Here is a 19054-nt window from a genome sequence, read left to right on the forward strand (position 1 = left end):
CACACATTCAGAGAAATTTCACATCGAGGAGCCAAGCGAAGTGCCGCTTAACTACGTGCCATTCAAGGCAGACAATAAGAAGTCTATTACGCGTATGCGTCTTGCTGTGTTGTGTTCAACCTGTGTCTGAAGCGCTTTTGCTAGCACCCTAGGGCGGCGATGATACAGGTTGTTCTGCTAAATCTGACTTCGCTCCGCTCCCTCCTGAAGCAAGCTTCAGCGATCCGTGAAAGCGGTAGCGAGCTACCGCACTCCGAAAGGAGGTGCAGCAACACCGTTGGCGTTGTGACGGGTGGTGTGTGGGGGTCCCAAGGTTTTCGCCTTCGGCTCAACCTTGGGCTGGGAGAATAATCCTGTTGGGATTATTTGAAGTAAGAAATTAGAAGTGTGGAAGTGTGGCTCTGATAGGCACTTTTTTGCTCCATGTTAGTGGTGGCAATGTACTGGCTCGTGATGCACGGGGCGGTGGTGTCGGTGGTGGTGGTCGTCTTTCTTATTGCTGTTAGCGATTGCGGCGCCGAGCAAACCGGCTCCGACGACGCCGACTGCGGCGAGTCCTGGGTCAACGGATTGGACGGGGCGTCCGTGTCGGTCGTAGGTGGTCATGCAGCTTGGGAGGAGGAGGCTGACGCTGGTGAGGAGAGCAAGGTGTTTGATATTCATGTTACTTAATTCGTTGTTCAGCAGCTTTGACGTAGTGGGGGAGGTCGGTATTCAGATTTTTGTTGTGATGGGGGAAGCTGGGTTTCAGGGCGAGGTGGCAGCTGGGTGAGAGCTGCCACGCACATTCAGCTGTTAGGAAAGGTAGGGCGCTTGGCTTAAGGGGGTGGCTACGGTTCTTGAGTTCAGGCGACCGTTGGATTGTCTTTGCTTTTTTTGTGAAGGTTGGGCGGAAGGTTTTCGGCTATGGGGCTGAGCGGGTTGTGGTGGTCGGGCATGGATAGATCTGCGATTTGAGGAAGAACGATCGAGTGAGAACCTAGAGTGAGCGGCATGACTCGCGGCCGGTGGGGCGGGTTTGTGTGCGGGCTTGTGTCGCAGCTGGTCTTGGCGGTGGGGCTTGGGTTTATGTGAGGAATGGCATGGTTGTGTCTTTGGCCTGTGGTGGGTGGGTTTGTGGCTTACGACTCGGTGTGGTTTGGCTGGATGGACAGGTGGTCGGGCAGGGGCCTTGCATTGGCTGCGTACTGGGTGGGGTTTATGGTATCCCTTTTGTGTGATGTGCTGCTTTCTTGGGGGAGTGGAGCAATGGCTGGTGTGCCGCGCTGGAGGGGCGTGGTAAGTGGGTTTGGTGCGGTGGTGGACGGAATGGTATACGTGCTGAGGGCGTGGTGCGTAGGTGGCGTATCTTGGCGGGTGTACGGGACGCGGGGGAGGCGTATGGATTACGCGGACCGGTGGAGCTGAGACTACTGGTCTGGTGGTCGCAGTTTCATGGTAAACGTATGGGGCGGTGCAACTCGCTAGAAGGAGGCTGCACAGGGCTGGCAAGAGGAGGCATCGTTGTTTGGTTTTTTTATTCATACTACTGATTACTGGGTTCAGCAGCTTTGACGAGGGGAGGGGAGAGGCTATTCAGATTTTTTTAGCAAATTTAGTTAGATCGTGGGATATAGCCATGGTTCGGGGCAAAAAAATGAGGCACACGACTGGGTGGGTCAGCCGGGTGCCTCATGGGAAATGGTTGATGTGGGCGTTGTTTAGAAATGCCGTACTAGGACTGGCCGAATGCTGCGGCGAGGTCGGCGAGTGCGCCGTCGTCAGCTTTATCGGCAGCGGCGATGGCCTCTTTTTGGAGTTTTACGATTTCGTTGACGCCTTTTTTGGAGAGTTCGAGCATGGCGCTCATTTGCTCAGCTGAGAAGGTGGCTTCTTCACCGGAGCCTTGGATTTCGACGAAGTTGAGGTCTTCGGTCATGACGACATTGAAGTCAACGCTTGCGTCTCTGTCCTCTGGGTAGTTGAGGTCGAGGACGGCGGTGTCCTTAAAGATGCCGGCAGAGATACCTGCGACGAGTTGTTTAAGCGGGGATTGTTTTAGTTTCCCATCGGCGATGAGTTTATTGATGGCGATGGCAACGGCGACACAGCCACCAGTGATGGATGCGGTGCGGGTGCCACCATCGGCTTGGAGGACGTCGCAGTCGATCCAGAGGGTGCGTTGGCCGAGAGCTTTGAGGTCGACGACGGCGCGGATGGAGCGGCCGATGAGTCGCTGGATTTCTGAGGAACGGCCATCGATTTTTCCGCGAGTGATATCGCGTTGTTTTCGCTCGAGAGTGGAGTAGGGAAGCATGTTGTACTCAGCGGTGAGCCAGCCGCCTTTGACCTTTTGGTATTTCATCCATCGGGGCACGTCTTCCTCGACGGTGCAGGCGCAGATCACGCGGGTATCTCCGAAGGAAACGAGCACGGAGCCAGTGGCGTGCGGAGCGACATTGGGTAGGAATGAGATGGGGCGAAGGGCATCGACCTCGCGGCTATCAGGACGTGTCATGGGCGGAGTTTTAGAGGAGAAACGCGTAGATGCAAGATTCAAGTCATGCAGGGTGAGGCGAGTGGAGTTTGCGGGGTCGGGAGGGGGGATTATGGGAAGATCGGCATTGATCATGCGGCACTTATGCACCTTTCTTTGTGGGATTGGTCTACTTTTTCATTGCTGAGGGCTGCAGGTTTTGTAACTAGTGTGATGCCAGCGAAGTCTTAAACATCATTGTTTGATATTAGGTCGAGGAAATGGCTCCTGATAGTCGCTTTTTTCATGGGGCTCAGGTTATTTTCTGATCAACTTTGTTTTTCGGCAGTCCGGAATGTCTATTCAGGGCTGCCTCTAGCCTTATTGCTCAGGAAAAATCCCTTTCGCAATGATGTCCATTACTTCTCTGGCACCACACTAGATGACCTGATTTTTTGTAAAAATTCATACGCTACCACCTATTCAAATTCTCACTGCCTCCCCGTCATGACCTTCCAACTACTCAGTAGGAGTCTCTTTTTTGGACTTCTATGCATTTCACAAAGTATCGCAAACGACCTCAGTGCTTGGTTAAGTCAGGCGCAGGCGACGGGTGGAAATGTCAGTGCTTCGACCAATGGTGGGAATGGATGGGTTCTCAATGGCAGCACTGGGGTGGCGTATGATTTTGGAGCTTTGGATGCGCTGGAGGGCAAGGCGATCGATGGGGCTACGGTGGAATTTATCTTTAACATTGAGAAGACGAGGGGCTCTGTGGCGATAGCGGCCGTGGGAGGGGATTCTTCTACTGGAGCGCACAATGTTTTTAAATTGGAGCAATGGAACAACACGGGGAAATTTGGGATGACGGTGCCGGGGGTGGCGGATTACACCTTCACGACTGATTCGGTCTACGGGAGGATTGCCCACGTTGTTTTTCGCAGAAACAATGACAGTGGGACCATGGATTTGTTTATTGATGGCGTCTTTGTGGAGAGGCACGGTGCGAAGAGTGATTGGCGGCTTGATGGTGGTGGCTCCCACCTAGGGTCCTTTCCCAATGGCAGCACAGATGTGTCCACTGGGCATATGTTGGCAGTCGCGTCGTATGATCAGGCTCTCAGCAATCAAGAAATCCATGCATTGTATGGGTCCTATCTCGGTTCGTTGTCGGACCCGTATGCGGTGATTTCACCGAGGACGATTGATTTCGGGCACTATGATGCGGGCGGTGATCCACAAGCATTGGCGGTGCGGATTAGCAACTATGGGGCGAGTCAAAATCTGGGCATTAGCAACATTCGGGTGACTGGTGGGCATGCCCAATTTTTTAGCATTGGGGCTTATCCTGAGAGTCTTTCGCCTGGGGGGGAAGTGGAGGTGACGGTGCGTTTCGACCCCGAGTCCGCAGCTGGGAGTGTGACGGCGATGTTGGAAATTGAGACGACTGGGGGAAACCAGAGTCGCTTTAGTATTCCGATCAGCGCATTTGGATTTGAACCTTTACCTGAAAAGACGGCGATTATGATCGTGGTGCCACACCCGGATGACGAGGGGCTATTCTTCGGTGGGACCATGACGTACTACAATAAGATAAGGAATTTACCGACGACCTTGATTGCTATGACGAGTGGTGATTCGGGGATTGGGGGGGAGCCGGCGGTGCGTTTTCTTCGCGAGGATGAATTTCGCAATGCGGTGCGTGTGTATGGGATGAAGAACGAGCCGATTTTTGCACGTTTCGATGATGGTGGCAGCAGCATTGGTACGGTGGATACTTGGACGCAGTTTCCTAACACTGGTGATGATGCAGCAGATTATTTATCGCCCTTTACTGGAAACCCAGTGGAGTATCTGGCGAGATGGATTCGCATCTTGAAGCCTGAAGTTCTGTTAGCAAGCGACCAAGGGGGAGACTATGGACATGCTGACCACAGGCACACATCGGCAGCGACAGTGGCGGCATATGACATGGCAGCGGATGAGAGTGTGACCATTTTAGATGATGAAGGCAGGCCTCTATCTGCCTGGGCAGCGCGTAAGTTGTACGTTCATGATGCTGACTTTGATGACCCCAACCACCTCGGGCATTTATTTCACACGCGATGGGAGACGAGTTACACAGAACTTGGGGGGCTCACGCCGATGGCAATTACGGGCTTGGGCTTGAGGGAGCATGCTTCTCAGAGTGTGCCACGTGCCTCGCGGTCGTACTTCAGGGATCCTATGTTTGCTGGCCAGTATGAACCATCGGAGTTTTGGACGATGCTGAGGACGAGGGTGGGGCTGGACACCTTCAATTCTGGCACATTGAGTTTTGATTCGAACTATGATGCTTTTCCGGATATTCACCATGGTGATTTTTTAGAGAATATTGATCTGACGCAATTTGCTCACGACCTTGCAGACACGGTTGTGGGAGGTGGGGTCAATGGCATGGATCTAACGGCCATGTTAGAGAGGCAGGGAAACAATGTGCCGCACGGGTCAGTTATGAGTGGGGATGCGAATGGTGATGGATTGGTCAACCAGGAGGATTTGAATTTATTACATTTAGCGAATCCAGACACGGATTCTGACAGTTTGCCGGATGCTTGGGAGCTCACGCATTTTGTAGACACGGGGGCTGCTAGCCCGAATGCCGATGATGATGGTGACGGCATTAGCACGCTGGATGAATACATTGCTGGTTTGGATCCGGCAGTTTCAGACAAGTTAGATTTCACCATTGGTGGGGCACCGAAGGCGATTCGTTTTTCCGTACCTCCAGCATCTGGGGCTGGGTACGATGGGTTAAGGAGGAGCTACGCGGTGCTCTTTTCTACCGACCTCGTTGAGTGGCGGACGATTCATACTGAGAATGTGGCAGACGGTTCAGCTCAGAGCATCATGTTACCTGTGGATGATGAGACGCAGGGGTTTTACCGTCTGCAGATGCGTGTCGAGTAGGGAGAGAGAGTGTGTGTGGAAGAAAACGCGAAGGGAGTGAAGGGATTTGCAATGACAGAACGGCTAGCGTCATTTTTTAGAAGTGTCTACCGAGAGCCCATGCTGCACTTTTTGTTAGGTGCAGTATTGATTGCATGGCTGTTGCAGAGTGGGGGTGAGGAGGAATTGCCTGTGATTGTGGTGGACGAGGCTAAAGTTAAGGAGCTTGTTAGAGAGGCTGAAGCGGGCACAGGCAATGTGTCGTCACTGTCAGCAGAAGCAACGGTTTCAAAATATATTCGAGGGGAATTGATGTACCGGGAGGCACTGAAGAGAGAGCTCTACAGGAATGGAAGCTTCCGAGATAGTTTGGTGCGGGAGATGTATCAGCAGCTCGAGCCAGTCATTGCGGAGCCGACAGAAGAGCAGCTAAGGGCATTTTATAAAGAAAACAAGGAACGCTATCGCGCTCACCCGAGTGTTTCATTTGAGCATGTTTCTTGGCCAAATGGGGAGGAGGACATTCCCGAGAATATAGGGGAGTTACTAGAGTCGGGGATGTCAGTAAAGCAAGTGGGGCGCCCCATGCCGATGAAGAATCCGATGCCTGAGACATTGCTTCCTTTACTAGAGAGGCAGTTAGGGAAGGATGCGGCGGGAGAAGTCATGGAGAGCAAGGAGGGCGAGTGGGTTGGACCGATTCGGTCAAACATCGGGGTTCATTACGTTCGGGTACTGAGTATCAACAGGACGGGAGAATTGCCTTACGAGAGGGTGGCGGTTGTGTTGAAGGGGCATTGGCTGAGTGAGCAACGAGAGCGAGCCGTGGAGGAAAGTTTGAGAGAGCTCGCAAGGGAATACCGGATCGAGGTGCCAGAACGTTACAGGGGAAGCATACCATGAGAGTAGTGAAGTTTATTCTATGTTGGTTTCTATTGTTGGGTTCTGTTAGTCGCTCATTCGCACACGAGGTTGATATTGAGCGGATTCAGATAAGAGAGCTTGGGGCAAATGAATACGTGATGAGCTTTGACATTTCGTATGGTCAGCTTGAGCGCTTTGGCATTCCCGAGATTCCAGCAGATTGTGTCTACGTGGGGGATGCGTTGCTACATGAGGGGCTGAATCGACTACGTTTTAAATCTGAGGGCGGGGCGCTATCCGATGAGGACCGAATTATTTTACCATGGAGCAGAGATGGGGTGATGGCGAGTGCACTCTGGCAAGATGGCACTAAAGCGCGGCAGTTGTTTGATAGAAGCGAGCAGGGAGTGATCATTCGTATGGGCGATTTGTCTGCGGGGTCAGGTTCAAGGATGCGGACGATGTGGAGGTATACAAAGCTAGGAGTGGAGCATATTTTAGAAGGGTATGATCACCTTTTATTTGTCATTGGCTTATCATTGTTAGTGAGAGGAGGGAGGCGTCTGGTCATAACGGTAACAGCCTTTACGGTAGCGCATAGTGTGACCTTGGGCTTGACGGTTATGGGGAAGCTGAGCATCGACCCAACTCTGGTGGAGGTATTGATAGCCTTGAGCATCGCTTTTTTAGCGAAAGAGATTTTATTGGCGCAATGGGGGAGGGAGACTTGGGCCACACGTTACCCGTGGATTGTAGCCTTTAGCTTTGGTCTCATTCACGGTCTGGGTTTTGCTGGTGCGCTGATGGAGTTAGGAATCAGCAATGAGTCGATACCGATAGCGCTGATGTCATTTAATATTGGGGTAGAGATTGGCCAAATAGTGTTCCTGTTAGCATGGGCGTTGTTCGTGGCTATACTTTTGCATCTGGGGTTGGGAAACTTTGCAAAGCTTCGTTGGGTACCAGCGTATGTGATTGGGATGACAGCCATGTTTTGGTTCATCCAGAGATTATTTGGGCATTATGGATTGGAGCTTTGAGATTAAAGGTATAGAAAGCATCTCTCGTTTGCGCAGCTGAGAACCCTTTGTTTTTTGAATAAATTTTGTATGAGTAAAGAATCAGAATCCAACGCACCTGCGCCACAGCGCTTAATGTCACTTGATGCACTTCGAGGTTTCGACATGTTCTTGATTATTGGGGGGGGCAGCCTCATTCAGGATTTTACACGGAAGACGCAATGGGAATGGGATAATGTCATCGGCCAGCACATGCAGCACGTTGCGTGGGAGGGGATTCAGGCATTAGACATCGTATTTCCTCTTTTCATGTTTTTGGCTGGGGTGGCCATTCCCTATGCGATTGTGAGCAAGTTAGAAAAGGGGGAGGCTAGGCGTTCGTTACTATGGAAAGTTCTGAAGCGCGTGGTCATTCTCATATTATTGGGGCTGGTGTACAATGGGGCGCTTTCGTTCAATTTTGAGTCATTACGGGCTGCGAGTGTGTTGGGGCAGATTGGGGTGGCCTATGGGATAGCGGCTCTTATTTGTCTGTACTCTCGGCGGTGGACGACGCCTGTGTATTGGGCTGCGGGGATCATGTTAGGCTATGCGGCTTTACAACTTTGGTTGCCGGTACCAGGAGCTGGGGCGGGTGTTTTGACGCAGGCTGGGAGTGTGAATTCTTATATTGATCAGCATTTCTTGCCTGGAAGGTTGCTCGGTGGCAACTATGACCCCGAGGGGTTGCTTTGTATGCTTTCGGCCTCTGCGATTGTTTTGTTAGGATACATGGCTGGAGTGATCCTTCGCTCAAGGGACTATAGTGAGGTGAGAAAGTGCAGTGTTTTAGCGGGAGTCGGTATTGGTTTGATCGTATTGGGTATGTTGATTGGTCCGCACTATCCACCGATAAAAAAGATTTGGACCACGAGTTTCAATTTGTATGCAGGTGGGATAAGCATGCTTTTGTTAGCTGGATTTTATCTCATTATTGACGTGTTAAAGTATCAGAAGTGGGCGTTCTTTTTTGTAGTGATTGGGATGAACTCGATCACGATTTATTTGGCGCATCGTTTTGTAAACTTTCAGTACTTTTCGGGTTTAGTCTTTGGAGGCAATGCGTCATTAGCGACGATCATTTTACTTGAGTGGTTATTTTTGTGGTTCTTGTACAAGAAGCGATTCTTTCTCAGAGTTTAGTATGGATAGAAGTATGGAAACAAAGGTTTTAGGGAAGGTTATCCATGGCGCATTGCATGTGCTGGGGGCAGCGGTTGCGACGTTTTTGCTAGGTTGGTTGCTGGTGGTTGTGGCGCAGCGGAGTGAGGAGCATGCGCTGATAGATGGAGTGAATACACTAGCAGCAGTTGACGCCCGCATTGTGGGAGATGGGACAGCGCGCTATGAGGAGTACCACAAGGACGGCAATATTGGTTACTGGGACCAGAAGTCGCAGTCTCTCACATGGACTATTGTTAGGGATGAGTCTGCTAGGTATCGAGTGAGCATTGACTATTCCTTGCCGGAGGGGAGAAGCACACAGTTCAAGTTAGTGGCAGAGGGTGAGGAGCTGAAGGGGGAAGTTGCGGGGCGGGGGGATTGGGCGACTTGGCAAACGCAGGCACTGGGAGAGATGGCTCTTCCGGGCGGGAGTTATTTGCTGAAGCTCATACCTACAGAGATCAGTGAGGGGAAAGGTGTGATGAATTTTGTGAGGCTCAAGTTAGAGCCTGTGAGTGAGTAGGGAGAAGGGAGAAGGGAGAAGTGAGAAGTGAGAAGTGAGAAGTGAGAAGTGAGAAGTGAGAAGTGAGAAGTGAGAAGTGAGAAGTGAGAAGTGAGAAGTGGGAAGTGGGAAGTGGGGCAGACTTTTACGTTGAGTGTTTCACTTGTGGGAGTTGGGTGGTGAGTGTGTCGATGAAGGCGGAGGTTGCGGGGTTTGGGTGGACTTGTGGGCGAGTGATGACTTGGATGAGGCGTTGGGCGTTTGGGAGTTCGTTGACTTGGATAGCTGGGTCAGCGGGTTGGGGGACAGCCATACTGGGGATGACGGCGGATCCGAGGCCGGCTTTGACGAGGGAGATGAGGGTGGCGATTTGGTCGCAGCTGATATTTTGGTCGATTGCTTGGTTGCAGATGGCGACGGCTTGGTCGCGGAGGCAATGGCCTTCTTTGAGCCCGATCATGGGGAGTTCACGGTCGGGAGAATGGGGGTCGGTGGGGGTGGCTAGGTAGAGTTTTTCTTTAAAGAGTGGGTGTTGGTCGAGGTGGGAGGCGGTATTGGCGGGGAGGGTGTCGAGGTCGCTGGTGATGGCGAGATCGATATGGCCTTGGTGGACTTTTTTCGCGAGGTTGCTGGTGGTGTCCTCATGGATATCGAGTTGGATACCTGGGTAGCTGGTGATGAAGTGGGGGAGGATTTGGCGGGTGAGGTAGGGTGCGATGGTGGGGATGATTCCGAAGGAGAGTTTACCTTCCTTGAGGCTTTCTGTTTCTCGGCATTCGGCTTCGATGGCACTGGCTTGTTGGAGGATGAGGCGTGCGCGGACGAGAAGTTTTTCGCCCATAGGGGTCATGGTGAGTGGGCGTGTGTCACGGTTGATGAGAGGGAGTCCGACGGCTTGCTCGAGGGCTTTGACTTGTTGGCTGAGGGCTGACTGGGTGATACCGAGTCGCTGAGCGGCTTTGGTGAAGTGTCGGAGTTCTGAGAGAGCGTCGAGGGCTTGGAGCTGCGTGGTGGTAAGATGCATGGACATGGACGAAATTGGAGGGTGTCGTGAGGGAGTATGCAAAATTAGCAGCTCTTATAAATAGCATTTTACTTATTCTGTATCTTAATTTGAAAAGAGGAGTATAAGTATACTTAGGAACAAGATATTCATTAGGGAGTATGTATGAGAGCCAGCGGGATCGGGAGGACCGGCTGGTTTTTTGTGCGGAGGGGTTACAGTCTGGGGGCGAAGCCGAGTGAGGACTGGATGGCGAAGTTGCAGATGCAGCCGGATGAGCCTTCAGGAATGAGGAGGAGGCCTCCGGCGGGGATCATGTTGATCCAGCATCCGGGGCGAGTGGTGGTGGTGAGGGCGGAGGCTGCATTCTTTTCAAAGTCGTAGGTTGCGGCGTTTCCCGAGCGGAAAAAGAGGGATCGGGAGGAAGCTGATATGGTACCGCAGCCCCAGCCGCCGATGCGTTTGAAGGTGCCTTTAGAGCTTCCATCTGAGAGTTTGTAGAGGTGGGGTTCGACGATGAGGGTGTCGTTGATGATTGCTGGGTGGCGGTCTTGTTCACCGTGGTCGAGGTTGGGGCGTCCGCCGTGGTTGAAGCGTTTTTCCCAGAGTAGGGAGCCGTTGGTGGTATCGAGCACTCGGGTTTCGTAGTGTACTGTGGGCTTGGACTCCGGGGTGGCTTTGAAGTTGCGGGAATTTACGATGGCGAGGAAGGAGTCAGAGGCGAGGGTGAAGAGGGTTTGGCAGCCTAGTCTCGGGTCGAGGGGCTGGCGCCAGCGTTGGGTTCCGGATTGGAGGTCGAGGCAGACGAGGTCGGCACCGGAGTGGTCGACGAGTGCGGGGTAGTGCATGCGTGCGGGGGTGGTCTTTAGGGTGTCGGGGTTTTTGGATTCGATGAAGAAGATAGCGTTATTGTGGATGGTGATGGAGGGGTTTGGGATAGCGCCTTTGGGGGTGTAGCTCCAGAGTTCGTCTCCTGAGTGACGATTGTTCACGAAGAGGAGGTCTGAGCATGTTACTTTGGTATTGTCGCCATAGCCGCCTTCATAGATGGAGGCGTAATTCATGGTGCGGAGGGTGGAGCCGCGCTTGACTGCGGTGCCTATGAGGGATTTGTCTACCAGTGCGAGGTAGCCCCAGTCGTGCGTCTTTTGGTAGTTGTTAGGAAGTTTGTGGGTGAGTTTGGGCGTGCCGGTACTGGTGTCGAAAGACTGGCATGTGTTAGAAGCGGCACAATAGATAGTATCGCTGGCGAGGGCCATATTTCCGGAGTCTCGGAGGGCGCCGATACGGCGGAATTCGGGGATACTTTTTTCCCAAAGGATGGCACCGTTCCAGCCATCGACGGCGATGAGGTAGTTTTGGCCGGGGACGAAGAGGAGCCCATCTTTCACGAGTGATGTGGGGGGGCGGAGGTGGCGATCGATCATATGTTGTGGACCTGGTCGGCCGAACCACTGGAGTTGGAGGTCAGATCCTACGCGTGTGTCGTTAGAGCAAGCTGTATTGGCAGGGTTGGCGTACATGTGGGTCCATTCGCCTGTGCCCTTGAGGTTGGCACCGTGGATGGAGGGGCGGTTGTGTGTTTTCAGGAAGGCTACTCCGTCACTGGGGCGCAGCCAGCTTTGTGGGCACTGGCTGGCTGGCGACTTGGATAGGATGTTTGGGCTTGTGATGAGGTTGAAGATGCGGGGGACGAATGGCAGGTCGTTGTGGGATGGGGAGTGGATGACTGAGGCGCGGCCGTAGTAGCCATGGTGGTGGAGGAGTTTGCGGAGTTTTTCGGCTTTTTGTTTATCACGGGAGTGAGCGACCCAGGTGAGTTCGGACGATGCTAACAAGGCGAGGAGGAAGCGGCCATTGTCGGAAGTGGCATCGAGCATGAGTGCGTATCCTTTAGAGCGGGGGAGGGAGCTGAGGAGGAGTTGTGCAGATTTTTGGTATTGTTGGGGGATGGTGAGAGGTGGGGATTTTTCGAGGATCTGGGTGGGTGGGTTAGGGAGTTTTTTGCCGAAGCAATAGAGTGTGCCGGAGGTGGTGGAGACGAGGAGTCGGTCGTGGGCGATGGCGAGTGAGCGCGCTTGGCCATTCACGGTGAGGGTTTGGAGGGTATTGCCTGTGGAGGCATCGAAGATCGCGACTTGGTCATTACCACCGCCGATGCCTTGGGTGGGAGTGGAGATAAATCCGTAGGGGAAGTCCTTCGTATTTTGAGTGGCGCGTTTAGCGGTAGGGGGAGTGTGTTTGAGCTTGGTTAGGAAGCCACCACGTCGGTCGCGGCCGGTGGGTGCGAAGAGTTTGCCATCGCGGGCTTCGAGGTGGCCTTGGGGGGAGGATTCAAGAGGTGCGGAGTCGAGCAGCTTTCCGGACTTGATAGAGAATGAGCAATGCCAAGCGCCGGCTTGTTTAGGGAAGAGCCCGGTGCCGAAGTATGCGGTGTCGCCCTGGACGAGAATGCCGGTACGTACGGGGTGGAGTGAGATAATGCGGCCGTTACCGGGAAGGAGGCTAGACTGGGCTTTTGAGTGGGAGACTTGGTAGTGTAGTTTGCCGGATTTGGCATCGAGCGCAGTGACTTGACCGTCGTCAGAGCCAAAGAGGACGAGTCCATGGCTGAGGGTAGGGGCGAGGCGAATGGGGCCACCGGCTGTGTAGGTCCAGAGTAGTTTGCCGGAGGTGAGGTCAAGGCAGCGGAGTTGGTCATCTGCGGATGAGCCGAAGTAGACGCGGCCGTCGGCGCTAACGGGTTCGAAGGTTTTATCAAAGGTGATCCGAGGGGGTTCAGGGCTGGAGCGTTTGCGCCAGTGGTCGCTTTGGGCTGTTCCTGGCCAGGCTTCGGCAGGGGCGTGGCGCGGGGTGTATGACCACTGGAGAGTGAGATTGGAAGGTAAGGATTTGGGGGCGAGGCCTGAGCGGGATGCGTCATAGCGGTGGGTGGGCCAGTCGGTGGGGCCTTTGGCTTCTTCGATTGTTTGTTGGGTAAGGGTGAGTGGGAGAGGTTTGGCGATAGGGGTGTAGCCATTGTCTTTGAGCCACCAGATTTTGTATTGTCCGGGGGCGAGTGTGTGGGTGTCAAAGGTGACGGAACCGTGCTGCAGGGCTTTACTAGCGGAGCGGGTGCCATTGAGGTAAGACCAGAGAGTGGCAGCTGGTGAGCCAGATGGGGTGATGGTGCTGGGGTAGATGCCGATCCAGTCTTTGGCATTTCCAGGGCCTTGTTTGAAGTGGATGACGAGTGGGTCACCTGGATGGGATGGGGTGGCCTTGAGCGACCATTCTCCGGAGAAAGCGTGAGAGACGAGGAGAAGCAGAAAGAAGAGAGAGAGTCGCATTGTGATGCAATGCTAGGTGATTGAGCAAGGGGTGCACAATGGGCGATAAAGTCACCCAGCCGGGCGAATCAGCCAGAATGGGGGTGCCGACCCAGCAGGCATGGGTGCTGCCAGGTCGGTAAAGTGGGGTGATCAGATGGGGAGTTTCCACTTCTCACGATCTGGTTGGCTAATGAGGTTATTGGCCAGGTCGTTATCGAGGAAGCGCATGGATTTAGGGTCGAACTTGAGGTTTGAGTTAATGCGGTGGGCGATTTTCCCTAGGTTGACGAGGGTGCAGGAGTTGAAGCCATTTTCCTCGTTGAGGGCGAATTTTTTCTTTTCTCGGATGGCTTGGTGGAAGTCGGTGATTTGTGGGGCTGGTTCGGGGAGGGACTTGATTTTTTCATCGAAGCCCACGACATCGGACTTGAAGCGTTTGAAGATTTTGCCTTCTGAGCCTTCGATAAAGGCAGCGTCTTTGTCTTTATTGGCGCCATCGAGGATGATCTGGGTACCATCGGCGTATGTGTAGGTGATACGGCGCCAGGTGCCGACGGCGTCGGCGTCTTGTGGGTCGGCATCGATTTCAACGGAGACTGGGAGTTCCTCATCTTTTCCGAGGATGTACTGGATGGGGTCGAGGTAGTGTTGGCCCATGTCGCCGAGTCCGCCGCCATCGTAATCCCAGTAGCCGCGGAAGGTGCCGTGGGTGCGGTGGGCGTTGTAGGGTTTGTAGGGTGCAGGTCCAAGCCAGGAGTCATAGTCGAAGTGCTCAGGGATGGCTTGTTCTTTGAGGTTGGTTTTACCGACCCAATTAAATTTCCAGTTAAAGCCAGTGTGGCCGGAGAGGGTGACTTTGTATGGGCCGTCGCCGATGAGTCCTCCATCGAGTGCTTTTTTGACTTGGCGGGCGGTGACACCGGAGCCGTAGAAATTTGATTTAAAGCGGAACCAGGTATTGAGGCGGAAGGCGATGTCTTGCTCCTGGATGACTTTTTTCATGGCGATACCTTCGGCAATGGTACGGCTCATGGGTTTTTCACCCCAGACGGCTTTCCCGGCTTTGGCGGCGGCGATTGCCATGTAGGCGTGCCAGTGTGGTGGGGTAGCGGTGTGAATGATGTCGATGTCATCGCGGGCGATGATTTCGAGGAAGTCGTGGTAGCCTTTGACGTCCTTGTTGCCTTTGCCTTGGACTTGTTTCATACGTGAGTCGAGGCGTTTTGAGTCGACGTCACAGAGGGCGAGGAGGCGGCCTGGCATTCTGAGGTGAGCGGAACAGATACCGCCGCAGCCGATGATGGCGCGGGTGAGTTCTTCACTGGGTGGGGTTTGGCCGTTGAGTCCGAGGACGCGGCTGGGGACGATGGATATGGTAGCTAAAGTCGCGAGTTGTCCGATGGCACGGCGGCGGCTTATGTGTGATTGAAGTGGGTCCATTCGGCAGGGTACGTGTTGGCAGGGAAAGATCTAGCATGAAAGTTTGGGGGCACGACGGCGGCGGAGTATGAGGGTGATGCCGAGGAGTGAGAAGATGGATGTAGTGGTCGTGGCAGGGGGAGAATTAGGACAAAATTTTCTCAGATAAATAGGTGGCGGAGATGAGATGAGATCGCGTAGTTTAGGGAAATTGTTGATTTATGATGCGCGATTCAAGCAGAGGGTCGAAGGGGGGGGAGCAGGTTTCAGAAAGGAGTCTGGAGCAATCTCTGCAGTGGGTGTTAGAGCGTCGTCAGCATATTTTATGTTATGCTAGGGTGATATTGAAGGACCAGCAATTGGCGGAAGATATCTTTCAGGAGATTTGTGTGTTAGTGGTGCAAAAGTGGCAGGAATTTGACGATGCTGAGGCTGTGCTGCGATGGAGTTTAGTGGCAGCGCGCAACAAGGCGATTGATGAGGTTCGGCGCCGGGAGCGTCAGGCTCGAGTGTTTTCAGAGGAGGTGCTAGAATATTTGGCAGACCAGTTAGTGCATGAGGCCGATGGGCAAGCTGGGCGAGTGGAAGCGTATCAGGCACTGAATAGCTGTGTGATGCAGCTCACGCCGAGAGCGAGGAAGTTTCTGTACTTGAGGTATGCGCAGGGGCAAAAGCCTGCACAGATTGCCGCGGCATTGGGGGCGAAAGTTCAGACGGTGTATAAGACAGTGGCGCGGACATTGGATACGTTGCGGGTGTGTTTGGATAGTGAGAGGAGGGCTGTGCGATGAGTGATAGGAGTGAGAAGTATTTGCGCTATGCGGATGAGGTCTTAAGCGAGGAGGAATTTCAGGAGTTAGAGAGAGAGTTGAGGGGTGACCTGAGTGCTAGGGAAGCATTTGTACGTGCGCAGCTATTGGAGCAGGAACTAGTGGGATTATTTGAGGAGGTGGGAGCAAGTGAGAGGATTTTGAAGGGGGAGGCCGAAGTTAAGGGACGCTCAGTTTTGGGGGGATGGATGGTTGCGGGTTTGGCAGCCGCTGCGGCGATTGTGTTAGGGGTGTTTTTATATATTGGTGGGGAAGACGTGGCGTTTGATGGGCCGATGGTGCGCTTGGCTATGGGGGAAGGGTTTCGTGCTGGTGAACAATTGGAGGTGGGGGAATATGCGGTGGGGGAGGGGTCACTTCGCTTGAGTTTCAGCAGTGGGGCGAGTGTCGCTGTGCAGGGGCCGGCGCAATTTGAGATTCCCGAGGAGGGGGCAGACTTTAAGCTTCTGAGTGGTGAGGTGGTGGTGCGCAATGAGGGGGGGGCACGGGTGCGTGTAGCGGTCGATGACCGATTGTTAGTGTGTGAAGGTGGAGCTTTTGGGGTGCATAGGGAAGGTGGGGATGCGTCGAAATTGTATGTATTAAATGGGGAGGTTAAGGTGGAAGATTTTCAACGCAGACCAGCCTTGTTAGAAGCAGGTTTTGCGGCACCAGTAGAAGCCTTACCCTCAGGGGTGAGTTTGATGAGTCCTGCTGAAAGGGGGCCTATGCAACCGGCCTTATTGATTGCTTGTTCGGTGAGTGAGTTAGAGGGTGTGGCATTGTTGTATGCATCGGATGTGGCCTATGATTTATTGGATACCAAAGACAATGAGTTGGCCTATTTATTACCGGAGAAGCGCATTGATTTAGAGGGGGTGATTCCTGTGAGTTTATTGTTGGGTCTGGAGTTGAAGAACAGCAGTTTGAAGAGGGAAGAGGAGTTTCAGTATGGGGATGCAGTGCAGAGTTATTTGCTGCATATGAATCCGTTGCACCGGGAGAAATCGGAGGGGCCGAAGCGATACCAAGGGCATGTGCGATTTGAGAAGCCGGTGCTGGCATTGATTGCTTCAAGGAAGCTGTTGGATGAGACCGAGTGGTTGTTTGCGAGTCAGCCGGATGCTTACCCCGGGAGGCGCGGCCGAGGTTTGGAGCATACCCATGGGTGGGATGTGACGAAAGATAAGAAAGACAGTGATGTGGTGCGGCTTTCTGAGGATCGGAGGACCTTGTATTTCGACGTGCGCGTGGGATCAGGGATTGATCAAGTGCGGGTGTTAACGCAGGCGGATTGAGAAAAAGTGAGTTTTTTTGTCCTAAAAGTGAGGGTGCGTGCGAATTGATATTAAGGAGATTATTGATGATGCGAAAATTTAGAGAGAGCTTGATAAGTTTGATTATTGGAACTGTGGGGATGATGCAGGCGGGGGAGAAACCGAACATTGTCGTTATTTTAGCGGATGACATGGGCTATGGTGAGTTGTCATGTTTGAACCCAGAGAAGGGAAAGATTAAGACGCCGGCATTAGATCAGATTGCTTCAGAGGGGATGGTATTCACGGATGGCCACAGTGGGTCCTCTGTGTGCACGCCGACGCGCTATGGATTGATGACTGGGCGATATGCTTGGCGGACGAAATTGCAGTCAGGCGTGCTGACTGGGGGGGAGTCCTTGATTAAAGCGGATAGGTTGACTGTGGCGAAGTTGTTGAAAGGTCAGGGGTATGATACGGCGATGATTGGCAAGTGGCATTTGGGGATGTTATTTGATGGAAAGAAGGAGAGTGGCAAGGTGGCGGTGGGTACGAAGGTGAGTCACGGGCCTATTGAGCGGGGTGGGTTTGATGTTTTTCATGGGTTCCACCATGCGCGCCAGATGAGTTTATGGATCGATGGTCAAGAGGTGACAAAGAATTTGGAGCCTGTGGAGATGTTACCGATGCTGACGCAAGCAGCGGTGGATTACATTGACGGTCGGAAGGGGCAGGAGAAGCCATTTTTTCTCTATGTGCCATGGAATTCTCCGCATTCACCGGTGGTGCCGAGTAAGGAATGGAAGGGAAAAAGTGGGCTGAATGCGCATGCTGATTTTGTAATGCAGACTGATGCTAGTTATGGTCAGGTGGTTGATGCATTGAAGCGCAATGGGCTGTATGAGAACACTTTGGTTATTTGTTCTGCTGATAATGGGACATCTGCTCCGACCTCTAAAATGAAAGATTTGATATCTAAGGGGCATCACCCGAGTGCTGATTTGAGGGGCTCGAAAGCGGATCTGTGGGATGGTGGGCACCGGGTTCCATTTATTGTGAGCTGGCCGGGGAAAGTTAAGGCTGGTACTCGCTCGGATGCATTAGTTTGTTTAACCGATGTGATGGCCACAGCTGCGGATATTCTAGATGTGAATTTGCCTGCAAGTGAGGGGGTGGATTCTCTTTCGATGCTGCCAGCGTTGACAGGTAAGAAGGAAGGTGTGCGGACGAACGTGGTGCATCACTCCGTATCTGGTTTATTTGCCATTCGGGATGGTGAGTGGAAGTTGTTAATCTCTCCGGGGTCGGGTGGTTGGACTGCTCCTCGTCCGGGCGCTGCGGCGGCAAAAGGGGAGCCTATGTTACAGCTTTACAATATGGATAAGGATTTGGGTGAGCAGAATAACCTGATAGAATCAATGCCTGAGAAAGCAAAGGCTCTTAGGGGTTTGTTAGATATGCAAATTGAGCGCGGTAGGAGCACGCCAGGTGAGGCGCAAAAGAACGATGTTCCCATTAAGGTGGAGAAAATTTCACAAGTGAAGAAGAATAAAAAGAAGAAGTAATGAGTGGGGGAGCTACTGGAGTGTAGAGCCGTCATGGAACTGGAAAATGGAAATGAATAAGAAAGCGATCATAAGAGTAATCGGCTTAGTTCCCTGCGTGGCAAGTGCGGGGGTGATAGAAGTGGTTAGCCAAGATGACTGGGAGGGAGGTATGGGGAAATCTGAAGGGATTGTGTGGGAAGGTGGTGTGGGGACACCGAGTGGTGAGTCGGCCTTTTACAGGAGTGGAGTGAAGAAATTTTCGGAGAAGAAAAAGGTACGTTCTATGGTAGTGGAGCAATCACCTGAGTGGTTGAACTGGAAGAAGGTTGAGAATGTTGGTCCGCGCAATGCGAAGGATGCGCCTGTGTTTTTATCAGTGGGAGATAAGGATTACTGGTTATTTGCCAGGTATGGAGGTGGTGCTGTGGATCAGACTGCGGTGGCGATATTGCGGATAGAGGAAAAGGTGTACATGCGCAAGATGAGTAGGGAGGAGGCTGATAAGAAGATTGCGGATTTGAGGAAACAAAAGCCAGCGGAGGGCAAAGGGGGAGGTTTTGCTGCGAAGGATCCATTTCAGACGAATGGCAGTGGTGGTGAGGAGTTAGGTTTGGGGGGCTACCACGGGTGGCATTCGAAAGACATGAAGAACTGGGTGCATCATGGGCCAGTCTCGAATGGCACGGACTTAAGCGGTTTTTCGTGTAGCCCCTCTATGCGGGATTTCTCTAAAGGTTT

The 19054-nt window shown here is 52.9% G+C and carries 13 protein-coding genes and 1 pseudogene; 9 read left to right on the forward strand and 5 right to left on the reverse strand.

Features of this window, described 5'->3' with window-relative positions; all coding sequences use genetic code 11:
• Positions 1–426: 426 nt before the first annotated feature.
• Positions 427–663: a hypothetical protein gene (locus ACFSW8_RS15315; protein ID WP_377087447.1), complete on the reverse strand. Its 237-nt coding sequence runs from the start codon at positions 661–663 to the stop codon at positions 427–429.
• A gap of 1051 nt (positions 664–1714) precedes the next feature.
• The gene (gene rph, locus ACFSW8_RS15320) at positions 1715–2497 is read right to left on the reverse strand and encodes a ribonuclease PH (protein ID WP_377091395.1); all 783 of its coding nucleotides are present in this window, start codon (positions 2495–2497) and stop codon (positions 1715–1717) included.
• A 465-nt stretch (positions 2498–2962) separates the two neighbouring features.
• Between rph and ACFSW8_RS15325 the strand changes: the two genes are divergently transcribed.
• The 5 genes from ACFSW8_RS15325 (at position 2963) to ACFSW8_RS15345 (ending at position 8992) form a co-directional block, all read left to right on the forward strand.
• Positions 2963–5404 (forward strand): PIG-L family deacetylase, encoded by a 2442-nt coding sequence (locus tag ACFSW8_RS15325; protein WP_377178697.1) that lies wholly within the window; start codon positions 2963–2965, stop codon positions 5402–5404.
• A 51-nt stretch (positions 5405–5455) separates the two neighbouring features.
• Entirely contained in the window at positions 5456–6286 is an 831-nt protein-coding gene (locus ACFSW8_RS15330) for a peptidyl-prolyl cis-trans isomerase (protein ID WP_377178699.1), read from the forward strand.
• Positions 6283–7287, forward strand: a complete 1005-nt coding sequence (locus tag ACFSW8_RS15335; protein WP_377087441.1) for a HupE/UreJ family protein — start codon at positions 6283–6285, stop codon at positions 7285–7287. The genes ACFSW8_RS15330 and ACFSW8_RS15335 overlap by 4 nt, the downstream gene beginning before the upstream one ends.
• Positions 7288–7356: 69 nt before the next feature.
• On the forward strand, positions 7357–8448 hold the full coding sequence (locus ACFSW8_RS15340) for an acyltransferase family protein (RefSeq protein ID WP_377087440.1): 1092 nt from the start codon (positions 7357–7359) through the stop codon (positions 8446–8448).
• Positions 8449–8461: 13 nt separating this feature from the next.
• The gene (locus ACFSW8_RS15345; RefSeq protein ID WP_377087439.1) at positions 8462–8992 is read left to right on the forward strand and encodes a carbohydrate-binding protein; all 531 of its coding nucleotides are present in this window, start codon (positions 8462–8464) and stop codon (positions 8990–8992) included.
• A 124-nt stretch (positions 8993–9116) separates the two neighbouring features.
• On the opposite strand, the gene ACFSW8_RS15350 is transcribed toward ACFSW8_RS15345, so the two are convergent.
• The 3 genes from ACFSW8_RS15350 to ACFSW8_RS15360 form a co-directional block, all read right to left on the reverse strand.
• On the reverse strand, positions 9117–10001 hold the full coding sequence (locus ACFSW8_RS15350) for a LysR family transcriptional regulator (RefSeq protein ID WP_377178701.1): 885 nt from the start codon (positions 9999–10001) through the stop codon (positions 9117–9119).
• Positions 10002–10189: 188 nt separating this feature from the next.
• Positions 10190–13303 carry an outer membrane protein assembly factor BamB family protein gene (locus ACFSW8_RS15355; RefSeq protein WP_377087436.1) on the reverse strand — a complete coding sequence of 1038 codons (3114 nt, stop codon included), beginning with the start codon at positions 13301–13303 and terminating at the stop codon, positions 10190–10192.
• 132 nt (positions 13304–13435) lie between these two features.
• Complete coding sequence (locus ACFSW8_RS15360; RefSeq protein WP_377087433.1) at positions 13436–14725, reverse strand: Gfo/Idh/MocA family oxidoreductase; 1290 nt, start codon at positions 14723–14725, stop codon at positions 13436–13438.
• A 200-nt stretch (positions 14726–14925) separates the two neighbouring features.
• On the opposite strand from ACFSW8_RS15360, the gene ACFSW8_RS15365 reads away from it, so the two are divergent.
• The 4 genes and pseudogenes from ACFSW8_RS15365 to ACFSW8_RS15380 form a co-directional block, all read left to right on the forward strand.
• Complete coding sequence (locus tag ACFSW8_RS15365; protein ID WP_377087431.1) at positions 14926–15495, forward strand: RNA polymerase sigma factor; 570 nt, start codon at positions 14926–14928, stop codon at positions 15493–15495.
• Complete coding sequence (locus tag ACFSW8_RS15370) at positions 15492–16811, forward strand: FecR family protein (protein ID WP_377087430.1); 1320 nt, start codon at positions 15492–15494, stop codon at positions 16809–16811. Before ACFSW8_RS15365 ends, ACFSW8_RS15370 begins: the two co-directional genes overlap by 4 nt.
• A gap of 98 nt (positions 16812–16909) precedes the next feature.
• Positions 16910–18334 carry a sulfatase family protein gene (locus ACFSW8_RS15375; protein WP_377087428.1) on the forward strand — a complete coding sequence of 475 codons (1425 nt, stop codon included), beginning with the start codon at positions 16910–16912 and terminating at the stop codon, positions 18332–18334.
• A gap of 52 nt (positions 18335–18386) precedes the next feature.
• A pseudogene (locus ACFSW8_RS15380) lies at positions 18387–19054 on the forward strand (hypothetical protein); the annotation flags it as partial.

The sequence above is a fragment of the Rubritalea tangerina genome (assembly GCF_042683245.1).
GTDB lineage: Bacteria > Verrucomicrobiota > Verrucomicrobiia > Verrucomicrobiales > Akkermansiaceae > Rubritalea > Rubritalea tangerina.

Excerpts from the sequence above, each read along its gene's own strand:
- ACFSW8_RS15370 (WP_377087430.1), top strand. The coding sequence starts at position 15,492 with ATGAGTGATAGGAGTGAGAAGTATTTGCGCTATGCGGATGAGGTCTTA.
- rph (WP_377091395.1), bottom strand. The coding sequence starts at position 2,497 with ATGACACGTCCTGATAGCCGCGAGGTCGATGCCCTTCGCCCCATCTCA.
- ACFSW8_RS15315 (WP_377087447.1), bottom strand. The coding sequence starts at position 663 with ATGAATATCAAACACCTTGCTCTCCTCACCAGCGTCAGCCTCCTCCTC.
- ACFSW8_RS15365 (WP_377087431.1), top strand. The coding sequence starts at position 14,926 with ATGATGCGCGATTCAAGCAGAGGGTCGAAGGGGGGGGAGCAGGTTTCA.
- ACFSW8_RS15345 (WP_377087439.1), top strand. The coding sequence starts at position 8,462 with ATGGAAACAAAGGTTTTAGGGAAGGTTATCCATGGCGCATTGCATGTG.
- ACFSW8_RS15355 (WP_377087436.1), bottom strand. The coding sequence starts at position 13,303 with ATGCGACTCTCTCTCTTCTTTCTGCTTCTCCTCGTCTCTCACGCTTTC.
- ACFSW8_RS15350 (WP_377178701.1), bottom strand. The coding sequence starts at position 10,001 with ATGTCCATGCATCTTACCACCACGCAGCTCCAAGCCCTCGACGCTCTC.
- ACFSW8_RS15335 (WP_377087441.1), top strand. The coding sequence starts at position 6,283 with ATGAGAGTAGTGAAGTTTATTCTATGTTGGTTTCTATTGTTGGGTTCT.
- ACFSW8_RS15340 (WP_377087440.1), top strand. The coding sequence starts at position 7,357 with ATGAGTAAAGAATCAGAATCCAACGCACCTGCGCCACAGCGCTTAATG.
- ACFSW8_RS15360 (WP_377087433.1), bottom strand. The coding sequence starts at position 14,725 with ATGGACCCACTTCAATCACACATAAGCCGCCGCCGTGCCATCGGACAA.
- ACFSW8_RS15330 (WP_377178699.1), top strand. The coding sequence starts at position 5,456 with ATGACAGAACGGCTAGCGTCATTTTTTAGAAGTGTCTACCGAGAGCCC.
- ACFSW8_RS15325 (WP_377178697.1), top strand. The coding sequence starts at position 2,963 with ATGACCTTCCAACTACTCAGTAGGAGTCTCTTTTTTGGACTTCTATGC.